Below are 14,162 nucleotides of genomic sequence, written 5' to 3'. Positions count from 1 at the left end.
ATCTCTTTCAGCCTTCTTCCACCGGAGGGAGGCTGAAAGGAGAATCAATGGTTATTTTTGAACGCTCGCAAACCCCACCAATAGGTGGATTGAACTTTGAAACACTAACAGTTATCTGCAGAATCTCAGGAAATTGCTCTTTAACTGCTTCAATAATTTTATAAGCAATATGCTCTAATAGCCGATGTTTTACTTTCATAACATCGGCTATTATTTTATAAACTACTTCATAATTGACCGTCAGGCTTAATCTATCTTCCTGCGCCGCACGATTCAGGTCGGCTTTAATAGCAATATCAATCGAGTATTTATTACCTATCTTCTGCTCTTCGTCATAATAACCATGATAAGCAAAAAACTCCAAGCCTTCAAGCGAGATTATTCCCATAAATTTTAATAATCAATTATGATTTTTATTTTAAATTAAATGTTATCAAAGAATGAGCCGCCCCCATTTCCGTTATCAGTGCTTTTTCCGATCACATCATTTACGGTTGGTAATGGAGAACTATCTTTACTCGGGCTATCGGCTTTTTCTACCATAGCTTTTCTGATAGCTGCTTTTACTTTATTTACTTTTTCAAGCATTTCTTCTGTAATAGACTCTATGTTGTTTTCTTGCGCAGGAGTCGATGGCTTTGGCGCCTCAGGTTGTGGAGCCTCCACTTTGCCTTCAGGTTCTTCTTGCTTTTGCGCCTCAGCTGGTTCTTCTATCACTTCTCCTTCCGTTTCTCCAATGGTATCAAAAAAGCCTACTGAGCTATCAATACCTTTTTCTTCTACGTCTTCTACTACCCTGCCTCCTACTAAGCGGCCTTTCATTTCTTCAAGTTCTTCAAAACGCCCTTCGGCTGCTAGTAAAGCTTGCTCAACCCAAGTGCTAGGGTCGTGCATGGCATAAGCTGGCCCTGCGTTTTCTAATATTTCACGTATTCTGGCTACTGGAGTACTAGCTAAATCATTAAATGTAAAGATGCCCGAATCATATAACAACATGGCTATCTTTGGACCTATTCCTTCTATTACTTCAAGTTCATCCGATTCTCTTTCTTGTACTGCTTCCTCTTCTTCTGTCTGCGGCTCCGCAGCCACAGGCTCTTCTTCAAATACTTGAGGCGCTTCTTGCTCTTCTACCGGGCCTTCTTCTATAATATCATTAGCCGATGATTGTAATACTATTTCGTCTTCCTCTTCTTCAATATGGCTAACAGGCGTTGCTTCAACTTCGTTTTCGGCATATACCTCCTCTTGGTCTTCTTCAACCTCTTCTTCTATTTCAACTTCTTCTTCCGTTTCAATAGCTTCTTCTTCTATCTCCTCCGGCTCTTGTGTTAAAATTGTCTCTTCAATCTCTTCTACTTCTTCAATCGGTGCTTTTGGCTCCTCAACTTCGGGTTCTTCATGTATTATCTCAGGTTCTTGGTCAACGTCCGCTAATAAATCAGAGGCTTCTTTGATTTTTTCTTCGATGCCTTCTTTATCAAACTTCTCTTCGAAGCGTCTTACATGGTCTAAAGTTTCGTGCGACAAGCTTCGCATTTGGGCCAACAACTTTGTTTTGTACTGGTCCATAGTTTTGAAATCTTGTTCCAATAACTTTACTTCTGCCAATACATCTTCCTTAATATAAGTGGCTCTATTTTGGGCTTCTTGTAAAATTTCTTCGGCTTTGGCATAAGCCTCTTGCAATACCTGTTCACTTTTTAGCTTCGATTCCTGAATATGCTTATCTGCTTGCTGATTAGCCTGTTCAGTAATCATTGTACTTGTATCTTCTGCTGTTTTGAGAGTCTTAAATAGAGTCATTTCAATCTCCCGAAGCTTACTTGCTTCTTTCTCAGCCATTTCAAGTTGCATTCTAAGCATCTTACTTTCGTTAAGTATGCGTTCCCATTCCTGCGAGAGATTTGCTAAAAAATTATCAACTTCTTCGATATTGTAGCCTCTGAAAGTTTTTTCAAATTCGTGTTGGCGTATTTCGAGCGGTGTAATTTTCATTGTGTCAATGTTTTATAGAAATATTAAGGCAAAATTATAAAAAAAATTATCGGTCATTCTTTTTTAGGGTATTTTCTTAGATTTTACCAAGAAAACCCCCTAATAAAAACAGGCATGATTCTAATTAATTAACTTTTAGATTATATAACTATTTTATTGGGTTTTTGATTATATATTTTTTATCAAAAGGTAGTAGGGTAAGTTTAAAGATTATCATTTAACCTGCAAAAATCATCTTTCGGTCAGAAGAATAACATTTAAATAGCCGTTTATTCGTTCAGTTTCCAGACAGAAATTGTACGGTCGTCGCTACATGAAACTATCTGGCCTTCGTGGTCCGACCATAAAACCTTGTTAACCGAAGTACCATGTCCGGCGTGGCGAGCACGGTCAATTACCTTCAAAAGCTTCATGTTCTCGGTATCCCATACTTTAATAGACTTATCCATGCTACAGGTTACAAACCGCTGACCATCAGGACTAAACGATAAGTGATTAATAGCAAAAGTATGTGCCACAATTTCTTCTTCTAAGGCATATTCACGCTCTGCATTCCATATTTTCAGGCGGACGTCTCTACTTCCTGACAACAAAAACCTAAAGTCGGGCGAGTACTTGATTGTAAATACCGAATTAGTATGTGCCATTATTACTTTTTTAAGCTCAAATGTCTTTAGGTCGAATATCTTGATTGTATTATCACTATATCCGGCTGCCAGCTCACGCTCTATGGGATTGATAGCCAGGCATCTCACACTTACACTGGCAGCTTTAATGTGCTTTCTAAAAGCCAGCGTATCAATATCTATTACAGAAATGATGCCATCACTCCCAGCTACAAAAGCCTGGTTGTCGTATATCTGAATATCAAAGTAAAGTGCAGGGGCTAATTTCAGCGACCGAAGTTCTTGCTTGCTCTGGAGGTCAATAATATGAATGCCCTCTTGATTCTGAGCTACCCACAAGTGGTCTTCTTTTGGTAAATATGCTAATGAATAAACCGAATTTTTAACTTTGGCTATCATTTCGCCTACATCAGGTTTCTGCAGATTCCATCTTACAACGAATCCATCGCCTGCTGCTGAAAAAAAACGGTGATTTTCTCCTGACTTTTCTAAGGCATAAACGCAATCTCTATGCCCTGTAAATGTATCTATTTTTTCTACTTGTATCATGGCCTTACATGATTTTTTCTGTCATGTAGCTAATAGTTTTCTAACAATACTTAATTTTGCCTGCAAAACTAATTCTTAAATATATCTATTAATCTTTTCATCTCATGAATTTTTCGGCAGACACAGAAAAAAATGTTGTTTTTGAGGAAGTAGAGCAAGTAATCACCGATTTGGGCTTCAATATTGCCAATCACGACCAAAGCCGTCCGTGGGGTGGTTTTTTCGTATTAGATGAATCGCAAGCTTCGAAGTTTATCGAAACATATTTTCCGCATTTAAGTATTAATGATTTTGGTGTGGGTCAAAAACTAAGCCCAAAAATACTTGTGGTTGCACCAAACAAACGTCTTTCGTGGCAGTACCATTTCCGCAGAGCCGAAATTTGGAAAGTAGTTGGCGGCATTGCAGGCGTTGTAACTAGCGAGACCGACGAAGAAAACGAAGTCCAAACCCTGACATTAGGTACTATCATCAACCTGAAACAAGGCGAGAGACATCGTTTAATCGGACTTGACCAATGGGGAATTATTGCCGAAATATGGCAACACACCGACCCGGAGAATCCATCGAACGAAGACGACATTGTTCGTGTACAAGACGATTTCGGTCGTTAAGCGGCTATAAATTACTTAATTTAGCCTTTGCCCATATACAATTGGCAAAGGCTAAATTGGCATTTATTCTACATATAATACCAAGCCTTTCAGATAACTTCCCTCCGGATGAAAAAGATTCACAGGGTGGTCGGCTCCTTGCGTAAGATGATGCAAAACCCTTACCTGTCGGCCAACCTCAAGTGCTGCCGATACAATAGTGTTATAGAACAGTTCTCGGTCTACTACTTGCGAACAAGAGAAAGTAAACAAGATTCCACCTTTGGCTAGTCGCTTAATACCTTCTATGTTTAGCCTTTTGTATCCTTGCACAGCCTGGTGACGTTTGGCAATGCTTTTGGCATAGGCTGGTGGGTCAAGTACTATTAAATCATACATCTGGTCGTTTTGCTTTAAATAGCCCATTACATCTTCGGCATAGGCCTTATGATTATCTACTTCACCAAAATTTGCCGCCACATTCTGATTAACTAACTCAATAGCCTTTTTAGATACATCAACCGAATGCACCAAGTTAGCCCCTGCCTTTAGCGCATAAATCGAAAATCCGCCAGAATAACAGAAAGCATTGAGTACTTTTTTGTTTTTGGCATATTGCGCCAATAAAGCTCTATTGTCTCGCTGGTCGAGAAAAAAGCCTGTTTTTTGGCCCGTTACCCAATCAATCAAAAACTTATTACCATTTTCTAATACCGGATGCGGCAAAATATTATCAGTTGGCCCTTCCGAATACAAATAAGTATTACTTACTGTTTTGGCAAATTCATCGGGCAAAGTTTCAGCACTTTTGTCATAAATAGCCAATAGAGAATTTCCATACACTCTTTTCAAAGCCCCTACTATTTTTTCTTTCTCACGCCACATACCAATTGTATGTGCCTGAAAAACAATGATATTCTGGTAATAATCTAAAATCAAACCCGGGAATCCATCGCCTTCACCGTGTGTTAGTCTATAACACGTAGTATCATCTTTAAGCTGAATTAATTGTCTTAAATCATAAGCTGATTTTAGTTTATGATACCAGAAATCCTCATCCACGGTTACTTGTTGGTATGAGAAAATCTTTATGGTAATACTCCCTTTATAAAAATGCCCCGTTGCTAAATAATTACCTTTTTTATCGCAGACCTCCACTATATCGCCATCGGTAGGTTGCCCTTCTGTTTTGGCAATTGCTCCCGAAAATACCCACGGATGTAGCCGCTTAACCACCTGTTCTTTGCCTGCCTGTAAAAATACTTTTGTGTACATATTTGTTTTTTAATTGCTATTCTTAGCACAAAATAAGAAAATATAGAGGTCAAAGAAAACGTTTTTACGATTTTATATTTACATTTACTTTCCTTTAAAGTAGCATTTGTTTCTAACCCCCTCTAATATTACTAATACGTACTATGAAACTAGATCGTCGAAAATTTTTACGTAATACAGGCCTGTTGGCAGCTACACCCCTACTAGCAAATCAATTATGGTCATGTACTCCCTCGTCAAAAACAGAAGAAAAAAGTGCTGATTCAACCGCTACATCATCAATGGTAACAGAGCCATCGGTAAGCGAATTTGGAATTCAGCTCTGGACAGTAAAAGAAGACCTTGCTAAAGACCCAAAAGGAGTTCTAAAAGCATTGGCTAGCTATGGATACAAACAAATTGAGAGTTTTCAAGGTGATAAAGGCGTTTTCTGGGGTATGACAGCCAAAGAATTCAAGACCTTAATGGATGACACCGGAAGTAACCTGATAAGCACACACTGCAACCCAGATTACACCATGAAGAAGGAAACAGAAAGCGAGTTTAAAAAATTAGTCGATGACGCCGCAAGCATTGGCATGAAATATTTGATTAACCCTTTCTTGGGTAGCCTTACAAAACCTGACGAATGGAAAAAAGCGGCAGAAGGCTTGAACCGCCAAGGCGAAATAGCTGCAAAAGCTGGCCTACGTGTGGCCTACCACAACCATAATTTTGAATTCAAAAAATTTGCAGATGGTACAATGCCTGAAACTATTTTGCTAGAAGGAACCGACCCTAAACTGGTAGATTTTGAAGCTGACTTATATTGGTTGGTTGCAGCAGGCGAAAATCCTGAAGAATGGCTTACTAAGTACAAAAATCGTTTCCGTTTAGTACACGTAAAAGATTTGCTAAACGAAACAAAAGTGAAAGAAATTACAGAGAAAGAAAAAGTAACCGATCCTCTTTTCTCGTTCTCAACTACTTTAGGAACAGGCAGGATAGATTTCCCAAGAATATTGAATGTAGCCAAACAAAACGGCGTTGATTATTTCATTGTTGAGCAAGAGCGCTTTGATGGCACCACGCCGCTAAAAGCAGCAGAAGCAGATGCAGGATATATGAAAAACCTAGTATTTGTATAATCTAAATCATGCTTTTAGAACAAGACAGGATAAATTGCTTATCCTGTCTTGTTGTTTTATAGGTATACATCAAAGGCTCCCTATCAATTCTTTTATAATAAATGTCATATTAGGTTCAGCCTTATAGGCAGCTTCAAGAATTTTACTTAGCTCTGCTTTTTGTAATATTTCCGGAATACCCATATCGGTAATTACCGAAATCCCAAACACCGGAATATCCATTTGTCTGGCCACAATTACCTCTGGCACAGTACTCATACCCACAGCATCAGCCCCTAGCATTCGTAGTAACCTGTACTCAGCTTTGGTTTCAAGACTTGGCCCTGCTACACTTACATATACACCTCTATGCACACCCTCAAGGGCATTTTGCGTAGCAATCAGCAATGCTTTTTCCACCGTTTCAATCTCATAAGGCTCACTCATATCCGGGAAACGGTCGCCCATAATGTTTTCTCCTATTAGTGGGTTTTCAGGCAAAAACAAAGAAATATGGTCGTCAATTATCATCAAATCGCTTTCTTTGAAGGTTGGGTTCAAGCCACCAGAAGCATTCGAGACGAAAAGTCTTTCAATACCCAACATTTTCATTACCCTTACCGGAAAAGTAACCTGCTGCATTGAGTATCCCTCATAGTAATGAAATCGGCCCTGCATACATACTACTTTTTTACCGCTGAGGGTACCAAATAATAGTTTCCCTTTATGAAATTCAACAGTTGCTAGCGGGAAATGAGGTATATCGGCATAATTGAGTGTAAAAGCTATATCAATTTCGTCGGCTAGTTTTCCTAAGCCTGTTCCTAAAATAATTCCGAATTGTGGTTTAAAATCGCCAATCTGTGACTGAATATAAGCCGTAGATTGTTCAATAGAATTTAGCATATTTATCAGGATCTGTGTATGGTTATTATCAGGTGGTACATTATAGTTTTACAGAATAAAACTTAATTTAAGTTTAAACGTAAATTCTAAAGTACGCAAAAACCTGCAGATTACATATTCTTTGTTAGCATTTATTGCTATAAGTATTAACAAAAATGTAAGCACAGCCCGTTAGCAATCTCAAAAATAGGTATAAAACAAAAAATCGGTACCGAATTACTCGATACCGATTTCATGAAAAGGCTATTTGCCTTTATTAATACATAACTTCAATCAGGATACCCCTGAGAAGAATATCTTACAACGCCAATGTACCTTTGCGAGCAGCATCAACTAAAGTAGCTTCTAAGCCTTTTTTGTTGATTGTGCGAAGGGCTGAAGTCGAAACTTTCAATGAAACCCATACACCTTCTGATTCTAAGAAGAATTTCTTAGTTTTAAGATTTGGGAAAAATTTACGCTTTGTTTTATTGTTAGCGTGCGATACGTTGTTACCGACTTGCGTTCTTTTACCAGTGATTTGACAAACCTTTGCCATTGCCTTATAAATATTTTCTATGAAAAAAAGATAATTCCTTAAACGGGAGTGCAAAATTCGGAATTTTTTTGGAAATAAAAAAGCATGAATTACTTTTTTTTGAATCCATAAGGGCAATGCCGGCACCCACTCTTGCAACAATGGCCTCTTTTTTTATGATATTTTTCTGTAAAAACCATAAACTCGCCTTCCATATAATAATCTTCTTCGCTTAGTACAGGTAAATTCTTGTTTTTTCCTTTTTCCAAATTTTGATATATTCTTTTGTTCTATTAACTTTTGTTTTCAATTAAACGTTTCCTGAACCCCATGAATTTTAGTATCCGCCAAGCCACTATTGATGATGTAGCGTCTATTCTTAATATCTATGCCGCAGCACTTGATAATAACAAAATACTAACAATAGAAGAAGCCGAGAAGATTTTCATTAAGCAAAGCCAATACCCCGACTATCACGTTTTCTTAGCCGAACTAGACAACGAAGCAGTAGGAACTTTTGCACTTATGGTGATGGAAAACATGGCGCACATGGGTACACCTTCGGCAGTAGTTGAAGATGTAGGCGTATTGCCTGGATTACAGGGTAAGGGCATAGGCAAAAAAATGATGGAATTTGCCTTAAATTATGCCAAAGAAAAAGGTTGCTACAAGATGAGTCTCTCTAGCAACCTTCGTCGGGAACAAGCGCATCAGTTTTATGAATCATTGGGCTTCAAAAAACATGGTTTCAGTTTTCTGATGGAATTAGCCTAAGGTCATTCTACGATGTTTAAAATATGGCCTCAGTACCCGTTTATCAAACAATACCAACAATATAATAAGGTTTGCTAAAACTGCTACTTTCGTAAAATCTTGTGTCAGAAAATCCTTAAAGCCTTCAGGAATTAGATTTGGTCGTATTTGAATAATCTCAACTGGAGACGAATACGAAAGCAAACTTATGATTGTTACAATAAATAAGCTTATCATAATACCAAAAAATACAAAAAGGAGTTTTCCGGCCCATGCTTTTCGTTTTACAGGTACCAATACAGGTTTTTCCTGAACCACTGCGGCCAGTACGTTTTCAGTAAAATTGGCTGATGTATGCTCAAGAGGCATATCTACCAAATCGAGGTGTATGGCTTCTAATTCTTTAAAATACTGTTGATATACTAAAGAATTAAGCAGCAAATTCTGATGAGCCTGCAAAATTTCTTTACTTGCTTGTCCATCCAGAATATCGAATATCTGTTCGTCTGTCAGCATAATTTTATTGTTTATTATTTTTCGCCTCTACCCTACGCTATATTAAACTTTTCACTTCTTCTTTCCAGTGCTTTTTCATTTCTTCGGCCAAACGTTTTCTTGCCCTATGTATTTTTACTTTAGCTGTTTCGGCACTGATTTTCGTAATTTCGGCAATCTCTTCTAAGGATTGTTCTTGAAGATAAAACAGCGTTATTAATAATACATCGTCGGCCTGCAAATTTTGCATAGCTCTTTTAATAGCATGCTGGCGTTCGGTTTTCCGTAAATCTTCGCTCGAATCGCTCAGATTACTCACCAACGATGCCTGCGTAGATGACTGTATATCTTCGGTAAATATACGACTTTTGCGTTTCTGCATCAAAGCCGCATTAAAAACAATCCGGTAAAACCATGTGGTAAACTTGGCTTCAAAATTAAATCCATTCAGATTTTTAAATACCTGTAAAAAAGCATCTTGTGCTACCTCTTCGGCATCTTCACGATTGTTCAGAATACGAAAAGCTACGGTAAAGGCATAATCTTTATGGCGATTGATAAGCTCTTTGTAAGCTAATCTATCGCCTGCCTGAATGCGCTTAAGCAGTTTAATATCTCTCTGTTCGTTGTTCACTACGGATTTGATGCAGCTAGTCAGAAAACGTTACACCTATTGCTGAAAAAATATTTTTTTGTTCTGCCTGTAACCTCCAATCTTTGGCCTGCATCCTATCGCCAGAATTTAAAACATCATTTCACATTTAAAATAAATAAATTATGAATCCTGCGGTTGCTATGGTAGTTCCAATTACAGCAATAGTGTGTATTGTCGGGCTATTGGCTATTTTACGAAAATTTGAAAACGACGAAAGAATGGCCATGATTGAAAAAGGCTTAACTCCAATGCAAAAGCAAGGCATGAGGGTAAATCCTGCATCGGCCCTGCGTTGGGGTTGTTTGTTTATGGGTGTTGGCTTTGGTATATTTCTGGCCAACTTATTAGAAGGCATAAAAGAAACCAACCCTGATGCATTATATCCGGCACTGATTTTATTCTTTGGCGGCCTGGGTTTGCTTATCTCTTACTACATACAATTAAAACTAGACGAGAAAGCAAAATAAACCGAGTGCAACAATCTAGTTTTTCCACTTGGCCAGATTGCCTTTGCCTCCGATAGCCCAACAGTCATTTTTATAACATGATATAGCATGGAAAGCTTCATTATCTACGGCTTTCCATGTTTTACCCATATCGGCTGATATTCCAGTACCGGACGTACCTACCACCAGCAGACTTTTATCAGACAACACCCAGCTCGACTCTTTCAAGCCATTTGGTTTTGCGTGTGTTGCCAAAGCCCAGGTTTTACCACCATCGTGCGTAATAGCTACATTGTCTGACACTGTTTTGTCATCTTTATAATCTCCTCCGGTGGCTATTCCATCTTTATCGGTGTAGAAATGCAGCCCAAAAATGCCCGATGTTTCACCTTGCTTAAAAGGCGTTTCGGTAACCTGCCATGTTTCTCCTTTATCTTTTGTATAAAAAACCCTGCTTTGGGTATTTATCCATGCCAATTTTTTACTACGTGTATTTACACAAGTGCCGCTTGAAGCAAAAGAGGCTTCGCCTTGCTTAATAGCCGGAAGTTTCTCTTTAGGTATTCTATGCCAGTTCTCTCCGTCTAGTGTACGCAGTATATAAGGCTTGTCGTCAATCGGGTCGCCAATAAGAATACCTTCTTTCTCATTCCAGAAATCAAAAGAGTCAAAAAAAGCTCCTTTTTCGGTAGTCTGAAAAATCACTCTCCACGATTTACCGCCATCGTTTGTTTTATAGATTTTCGCTGCGCCTTTGTCTGCATCGCCTGCACTCATGGCGTAGGCAATATCTGTGCTTACACCATGTATATCTCTAAAGTCAAGTGTTTCGGCGCCATCAACTTTTAGTACTTGCCATTGCTGGCCGCCATCTGTTGTTTTAAGTATAGTTCCTTTTGTACCGCCTGCCCACACTACTTTAGTACTAACGGCACTGATAGACCGAAACGAAGCATCGGTTCCGGCGTTTTGTTTTACCCACTGGGCTTTTGCGCTTGTTACAGACAGAATTATTAGAAGATAAAAACGTTTTTTCTTAAAAATAAACTTAATCATATCAATCATTCAGAATAGTGGTATATTTTTGTACGATGAACCAACGAATGTACATATTTCTCTCTACTATTTTCTTTTTTTCTATCAGCTTTTTTGCTTTCGGGCAAGAAGAAGTGAAAATAGAGTTCGGGAAAAAGAACCTGCTTTTTGATGAAGTTTTAGTGATAGATGTCGTAATTAAAGGTAGCGATAAGTCTAATGTCAGTGCTTTTCCGGATATACCCGGATTTATTAAAGCCGACAGAAAAATAACTCATGCAAAAGGGCAAACGCATACTATTACACAAAACTACACCCCAGGCCGAGAAGGTACTTTTAAAATAGCTCCCTTTGAATTGACCGTTAATGGCAAGGTTTACGAATCAGAAGCTACTACTATTGTTGTATCAGACCCCAGAGACGACGAGGAAGAAGAAGATAGCGAGCTAATTAGCCCGGAAAACATAAAAGAAAATGCTTTTCTGGCCATGAATATCGACAAAAAGACAGTTTATGTTGGCGAAGGATTCAGGGTTTCGCTGGCGTTTTATATTGCTGAGAATAATACGATGCATATAGGTTTTCCTGATGATTTGAATGCGCAGGTTGATGCCATAGCCAAAAAAATAAAATCGCCGGATTGCCTTGAAGAAAGAATAACTATTACGAATATTTCAGAAGAACATAGAGTTATAAAGGGCAAAAAATTTCTGGTCTATAAATTTTTTGAGGCCATTTATTTTCCGCTTAATAATCAGCCAGTAAAAATTCCTGCTGTGGAATTACGCATGGATAAAGAGAATAAAGATGGAGACGAAGAAGAGCCTATAAGCTTTAAAAACAAGCCTTATTTGATAAATGTATTGAGTTTACCCGACCATCCACTTAAAGATAAAGTGGTAGCCGGTGATTTTAGCTTAGTTGAACAGATAGAAACCCGAAAGATTAATACAGGTAAAAGTTTCAATTATAGTTTTAAAATAGTTGGTCAGGGCAATTTTTCTACGGTCAACGTTTCATCTCCGATTAATGATAGTTTCTTTGATTTTTATCCGCCAGAGGTGAGCGAAAACCACAACAACAGTCTTACTTTACAAGAAAAAGAATTTCGGTATAGAGTTGTACCTAAAGACTCGGGGCAACAATCATTAGATAAATATTTTTACTGGATTTATTTTAACACCAAAAATAAAACTTACGATACGCTTAAATCGAAAATAAAAATTAAAGTCTTAGGTAAAGCTATTGGCGACAAAGGATCTGGTAATTCGGAAGATATTTTTGAGGGTCTTGATAAACTAGATACATCTGTGATTCATACCAATTATCAGGAAGTTATCAAAAACATCTCAAACCTCCTGATAATATGCATGATACTTGGTTGCGTTTATCTTTTTAGTCGGAAAAGAACAGGAAAATAGATTATAAAACCGGATGTTTCTTATGGAAATCGGTTGCGTCTTGATAAGCTTTTGCTACTTGCAGTAATTTAGCTTCGCCAAATAATTTTCCTATAAAAGTGATACTTGTGGGGCGTCCTTCTGGTCGGAACCCATTTGGCAGCACTACACATGGATGCCCAGTAAGATTAGTTAGCGTAAGATTTCTACCAAACGATGGCGACAGATACACATCAATGCCTTTCAGGCGACGCTCCATTTCCTGAATCAGCAAAGTACGATGTCTGTTAGCTTGAATATACTCTACGGCCGGAATAAACCTTGCTGAACGAAAGGCGTTAGGCCATGCATTTTTACCTTGTCTTACCAACAAATCATCTTTACCGGAGCGGGTTAGTTCATCAAAGGCGGCGGCGGCTTCTACACCAAGCAAAAAACTAATATCATTTGAAGGCAAATCGGGTAATTCTAAAGGTATTAGCTCTGCGCCTAGCTTTTTCAAAACCACCAAGCTAAGCGAATCCATGCTTCTGTTTGGGTATTTGCGCTCAAAATCGTTTTTTAGATACGCAATTCTTATTCCCTGTAAACCCTTGGTACCATCATAATTAAAAGGTGCTTTCATACAGGTAAAATCCTGCCCGTCTGCGCCTTGAATGGTGTTAAATACAATGGCACAATCTTCTACTGTTCTACAAATTGGGCCAAGTTTATCCATACTCCAGCTTAGTGTCATGGCTCCCGTTCGGGGTACTCTACCATAAGTTGGGCGTAAACCTGTTGTACCACATTCTGTTGATGGCGAAACAATTGAGCCTAGGGTTTCGCTACCAATAGCAAAAGGTAATAACCCCGCTGCTACTGACGAAGCCGAACCAGCCGACGAGCCACTCGACCCACGGTTCAAATCCCAAGGATTCAAGGTTTTGCCTCCAAACCATACATCACCCATCGCCAGTTCACCTAAAGTGAGCTTTGCACAAAGCACTGCGCCAGCCTTTTCTAATCGCTGAATCACCACTGCATCCTGGTCAATTATCTGGTCTTTGTATGGTACCGAGCCCCATGTTGTTTTATAACCTTTTACTGCTAGTAAATCTTTTGCACCATAAGGTATGCCATGCAATAAGCCTTTGTATTTGCCGGCTTTTATTTCAGTATCAGCCTTAGCAGCTTGTTTTAGGGCTAAATCTTCTGTGATTGTAATGGCATAGTGCAGCTTTGTATCATATTTTTTAAGCCTATCCAGAAAAAACCTAGTGAGTTCTACCGATGTAATCTTTTTAGTCCGAAGTAGTTCGGCTAATTCTCTTACAGAATAATAAGCCAAATCATCATGATTAGCAGGCATATTCACCAGTCCTATTTGAGAAGCCTTGAATGGCAAGTAGTTTTTTTCAAACTCAAAACCTACTGGCAAAGGGTTAAAGTATAAAGCAGGTGCAACGCTGTTATCTAAGGGTATTTTTCTGATGCTTTCAAAATCTTTACGATTATCGTTCAAGTCATTTATCATTGAATCGGCCTCTGCATCGGTAAAATCAAGCCCTAAAATCTTTTCGGCCTGATTAATCACGTCAACTGTTATAGGAGGGCTATCGACTATCTTCGTAATAAAAGCGCCCATAGCTAAAGACACTACACAAGCAACAGGTAGTAAGAATTTCTTCATTATTCAGAGTTTAGTATAGTTGATTAAGTTTAAAAGAACAATATAGTAAATTTCAGAATGCATTACGTTGTAGGCGTTTAAATTTACTACTTCTATTATATAAAGAACCCCAACGCTGAAATCAACGCTGGGGATG

Annotated in this window: 16 protein-coding genes; 5 read left to right on the top strand and 11 right to left on the bottom strand. The window is 38.4% G+C overall.

Features of this window, described 5'->3' with window-relative positions:
• Window positions 1–7: 7 nt before the first annotated feature.
• The 3 genes from folB to WAE64_RS08780 form a co-directional block, all read right to left on the bottom strand.
• Window positions 8–388, bottom strand: coding sequence for a dihydroneopterin aldolase (gene folB, locus WAE64_RS08790; RefSeq protein WP_340235984.1), 381 nt, complete (start codon window positions 386–388; stop codon window positions 8–10).
• A 35-nt stretch (window positions 389–423) separates the two neighbouring features.
• A complete protein-coding gene (locus WAE64_RS08785) occupies window positions 424–1,998 on the bottom strand; it encodes a DivIVA domain-containing protein (RefSeq protein WP_340235983.1) in 1,575 nt (524 codons plus the stop codon).
• A 269-nt stretch (window positions 1,999–2,267) separates the two neighbouring features.
• Window positions 2,268–3,173 carry a WD40 repeat domain-containing protein gene (locus WAE64_RS08780; protein ID WP_340235982.1) on the bottom strand — a complete coding sequence of 302 codons (906 nt, stop codon included), beginning with the start codon at window positions 3,171–3,173 and terminating at the stop codon, window positions 2,268–2,270.
• 104 nt (window positions 3,174–3,277) lie between these two features.
• Between WAE64_RS08780 and WAE64_RS08775 the strand changes: the two genes are divergently transcribed.
• Entirely contained in the window at window positions 3,278–3,787 is a 510-nt protein-coding gene (locus WAE64_RS08775; protein WP_340235981.1) for a cupin domain-containing protein, read from the top strand.
• Between the two features lie 63 nt (window positions 3,788–3,850).
• Here the strand turns inward: WAE64_RS08775 and WAE64_RS08770 are convergent, their stop codons facing one another.
• Entirely contained in the window at window positions 3,851–5,041 is a 1,191-nt protein-coding gene (locus tag WAE64_RS08770) for a class I SAM-dependent rRNA methyltransferase (RefSeq protein WP_340235980.1), read from the bottom strand.
• 143 nt (window positions 5,042–5,184) lie between these two features.
• On the opposite strand from WAE64_RS08770, the gene WAE64_RS08765 reads away from it, so the two are divergent.
• Complete coding sequence (locus tag WAE64_RS08765; RefSeq protein ID WP_340235979.1) at window positions 5,185–6,168, top strand: sugar phosphate isomerase/epimerase family protein; 984 nt, start codon at window positions 5,185–5,187, stop codon at window positions 6,166–6,168.
• A 69-nt stretch (window positions 6,169–6,237) separates the two neighbouring features.
• Here the strand turns inward: WAE64_RS08765 and WAE64_RS08760 are convergent, their stop codons facing one another.
• From WAE64_RS08760 to WAE64_RS08750, 3 genes are all read right to left on the bottom strand, one after another.
• Window positions 6,238–7,053 (bottom strand): purine-nucleoside phosphorylase, encoded by an 816-nt coding sequence (locus tag WAE64_RS08760; protein ID WP_340235978.1) that lies wholly within the window; start codon window positions 7,051–7,053, stop codon window positions 6,238–6,240.
• A 298-nt stretch (window positions 7,054–7,351) separates the two neighbouring features.
• Window positions 7,352–7,591: a 50S ribosomal protein L28 gene (gene rpmB / locus WAE64_RS08755; protein WP_116985525.1), complete on the bottom strand. Its 240-nt coding sequence runs from the start codon at window positions 7,589–7,591 to the stop codon at window positions 7,352–7,354.
• An 89-nt stretch (window positions 7,592–7,680) separates the two neighbouring features.
• Window positions 7,681–7,839, bottom strand: a complete 159-nt coding sequence (locus tag WAE64_RS08750) for a C1orf53 family protein (protein ID WP_340235977.1) — start codon at window positions 7,837–7,839, stop codon at window positions 7,681–7,683.
• Between the two features lie 61 nt (window positions 7,840–7,900).
• Here WAE64_RS08750 and WAE64_RS08745 point away from each other — a divergent pair, with 61 nt between their 5' ends.
• Entirely contained in the window at window positions 7,901–8,344 is a 444-nt protein-coding gene (locus WAE64_RS08745) for a GNAT family N-acetyltransferase (protein WP_340235976.1), read from the top strand.
• Here WAE64_RS08745 and WAE64_RS08740 read toward each other — a convergent pair.
• Window positions 8,336–8,839 (bottom strand): hypothetical protein, encoded by a 504-nt coding sequence (locus WAE64_RS08740; RefSeq protein WP_340235975.1) that lies wholly within the window; start codon window positions 8,837–8,839, stop codon window positions 8,336–8,338. The genes WAE64_RS08745 and WAE64_RS08740 overlap by 9 nt on opposite strands.
• Window positions 8,840–8,876: 37 nt before the next feature.
• Window positions 8,877–9,452: an RNA polymerase sigma factor gene (locus WAE64_RS08735; RefSeq protein ID WP_340235974.1), complete on the bottom strand. Its 576-nt coding sequence runs from the start codon at window positions 9,450–9,452 to the stop codon at window positions 8,877–8,879.
• A gap of 143 nt (window positions 9,453–9,595) precedes the next feature.
• Here WAE64_RS08735 and WAE64_RS08730 point away from each other — a divergent pair, with 143 nt between their 5' ends.
• Window positions 9,596–9,940, top strand: coding sequence for a DUF6249 domain-containing protein (locus WAE64_RS08730; RefSeq protein WP_340235973.1), 345 nt, complete (start codon window positions 9,596–9,598; stop codon window positions 9,938–9,940).
• 15 nt (window positions 9,941–9,955) lie between these two features.
• On the opposite strand, the gene WAE64_RS08725 is transcribed toward WAE64_RS08730, so the two are convergent.
• Window positions 9,956–10,975: a WD40/YVTN/BNR-like repeat-containing protein gene (locus tag WAE64_RS08725; protein WP_340235972.1), complete on the bottom strand. Its 1,020-nt coding sequence runs from the start codon at window positions 10,973–10,975 to the stop codon at window positions 9,956–9,958.
• A 47-nt stretch (window positions 10,976–11,022) separates the two neighbouring features.
• Here WAE64_RS08725 and WAE64_RS08720 point away from each other — a divergent pair, with 47 nt between their 5' ends.
• Window positions 11,023–12,375 carry a BatD family protein gene (locus WAE64_RS08720; protein WP_340235971.1) on the top strand — a complete coding sequence of 451 codons (1,353 nt, stop codon included), beginning with the start codon at window positions 11,023–11,025 and terminating at the stop codon, window positions 12,373–12,375.
• A gap of 1 nt (window position 12,376) precedes the next feature.
• Here the strand turns inward: WAE64_RS08720 and WAE64_RS08715 are convergent, their stop codons facing one another.
• Complete coding sequence (locus WAE64_RS08715; RefSeq protein WP_340235970.1) at window positions 12,377–14,026, bottom strand: amidase; 1,650 nt, start codon at window positions 14,024–14,026, stop codon at window positions 12,377–12,379.
• Between the last annotated feature and the right edge of the window lie 136 nt (window positions 14,027–14,162).

Origin of the sequence: Emticicia soli, assembly GCF_037860775.1 — a bacterium.
Classification (GTDB): Bacteria; Bacteroidota; Bacteroidia; order Cytophagales; family Spirosomataceae; genus Emticicia; species Emticicia soli.
The sequence above is the reverse complement of the archived record's forward strand: the minus strand, read 5'-3'. Positions and strand labels throughout refer to the sequence as shown.

Coding starts and splice junctions, on each gene's coding strand:
- WAE64_RS08715 (WP_340235970.1), bottom strand. CDS start 14,026: ATGAAGAAATTCTTACTACCTGTTGCTTGTGTAGTGTCTTTAGCTATG.
- WAE64_RS08740 (WP_340235975.1), bottom strand. CDS start 8,839: ATGCTGACAGACGAACAGATATTCGATATTCTGGATGGACAAGCAAGT.
- WAE64_RS08780 (WP_340235982.1), bottom strand. CDS start 3,173: ATGATACAAGTAGAAAAAATAGATACATTTACAGGGCATAGAGATTGC.
- WAE64_RS08725 (WP_340235972.1), bottom strand. CDS start 10,975: ATGATTAAGTTTATTTTTAAGAAAAAACGTTTTTATCTTCTAATAATT.
- folB (WP_340235984.1), bottom strand. CDS start 388: ATGGGAATAATCTCGCTTGAAGGCTTGGAGTTTTTTGCTTATCATGGT.
- WAE64_RS08720 (WP_340235971.1), top strand. CDS start 11,023: ATGTACATATTTCTCTCTACTATTTTCTTTTTTTCTATCAGCTTTTTT.
- WAE64_RS08745 (WP_340235976.1), top strand. CDS start 7,901: ATGAATTTTAGTATCCGCCAAGCCACTATTGATGATGTAGCGTCTATT.
- WAE64_RS08730 (WP_340235973.1), top strand. CDS start 9,596: ATGAATCCTGCGGTTGCTATGGTAGTTCCAATTACAGCAATAGTGTGT.
- WAE64_RS08760 (WP_340235978.1), bottom strand. CDS start 7,053: ATGCTAAATTCTATTGAACAATCTACGGCTTATATTCAGTCACAGATT.
- WAE64_RS08765 (WP_340235979.1), top strand. CDS start 5,185: ATGAAACTAGATCGTCGAAAATTTTTACGTAATACAGGCCTGTTGGCA.
- WAE64_RS08775 (WP_340235981.1), top strand. CDS start 3,278: ATGAATTTTTCGGCAGACACAGAAAAAAATGTTGTTTTTGAGGAAGTA.
- rpmB (WP_116985525.1), bottom strand. CDS start 7,591: ATGGCAAAGGTTTGTCAAATCACTGGTAAAAGAACGCAAGTCGGTAAC.
- WAE64_RS08770 (WP_340235980.1), bottom strand. CDS start 5,041: ATGTACACAAAAGTATTTTTACAGGCAGGCAAAGAACAGGTGGTTAAG.
- WAE64_RS08785 (WP_340235983.1), bottom strand. CDS start 1,998: ATGAAAATTACACCGCTCGAAATACGCCAACACGAATTTGAAAAAACT.